We start from the raw sequence: 1,003 nt of genomic DNA on the forward strand, positions 1-1,003 counted from the left end.
GACTACAAGCAGAAGAAAGGCTTGATCTGATTTTCGAGTTTTGGCGACGAGTAAGGAGTCACCGATGGCTATCAGCATGACAGAAGCGGCCGCTCGACACGTGCGGCGCTCCCTCGACGGGCGCGGCAAAGGTGAAGGGATTCGTCTGGGTGTTCGCACCACAGGCTGCTCCGGCCTTGCCTATGTGCTGGAGTTTGTCGACGAGGTGGTCGAGGACGATCAGGTGTTCGAAAGTCACGGAGAAAAAGTGATTATCGACCCGAAAAGCCTGGCCTACCTGGACGGCACCGAGCTCGATTTCGTCAAGGAAGGGTTGAACGAAGGCTTCAAGTTCAACAACCCCAACGTGCGCGGTGAATGTGGCTGCGGCGAAAGCTTCAACATCTGAGGCTTGTCGTGGGTACTCCTTGTCATTTCGCTTTATTTGAGCTGAAACCGGGCTTCAACCTGGACCTCGATCAGCTGGCTACGCGCTACCGTGAGTTGGCGCGTAGCGTTCATCCGGACCGTTTTGCCGATGCTTCCGAGCGCGAGCAACGGTTGGCGCTCGAGCAATCGGCGAGCCTCAATGAGGCTTATCAGACGCTCAAGAGCCCACCCAAGCGTGCGCGGTATCTGCTTGCCTTGAATGGTGGTGAGCTGCCACTTGAGGTCACGGTGCATGATCCGGAATTTCTTCTGCAACAGATGGAGTTGCGTGAAGAGCTCGAAGACCTGCAGGACAGTGCCGACCTGAACGGCGTTGCCGTCTTCAAGCGTCGCCTCAAGACTGCCCAGGAAGAGCTGAACCAAAACTTTGCCGCTTGCTGGAACGATGTCGCGCACCGCGAAAGGGCCGAACGCCTGATGCGGCGCATGCAGTTCCTCGACAAGCTGACCTACGAAGTGCGCCAGTTAGAAGAGCGCCTCGACGATTAACCCAGTGCCGCTCCGGTCGCACGCCTGATATACAGATAAGTCCTGATAACGATGGCCCTACTGCAGATCGCCGAACCCGGCCAAA

2 protein-coding genes are annotated in these 1,003 nt (G+C 57.1%); both read left to right on the top strand.

The window, feature by feature from the left end:
- Positions 1-64: 64 nt before the first annotated feature.
- Positions 65-388 carry an iron-sulfur cluster assembly protein IscA gene (gene iscA, locus ACRESJ_RS22930; RefSeq protein WP_431759963.1) on the top strand — a complete coding sequence of 108 codons (324 nt, stop codon included), beginning with the start codon at positions 65-67 and terminating at the stop codon, positions 386-388.
- 8 nt (positions 389-396) lie between these two features.
- Positions 397-918: a co-chaperone HscB gene (gene hscB, locus ACRESJ_RS22935; RefSeq protein WP_431759964.1), complete on the top strand. Its 522-nt coding sequence runs from the start codon at positions 397-399 to the stop codon at positions 916-918.
- Positions 919-1,003: the final 85 nt, after the last annotated feature.

Source organism: Pseudomonas sp. (assembly GCF_050739655.1).
GTDB lineage: Bacteria > Pseudomonadota > Gammaproteobacteria > Pseudomonadales > Pseudomonadaceae > Aquipseudomonas.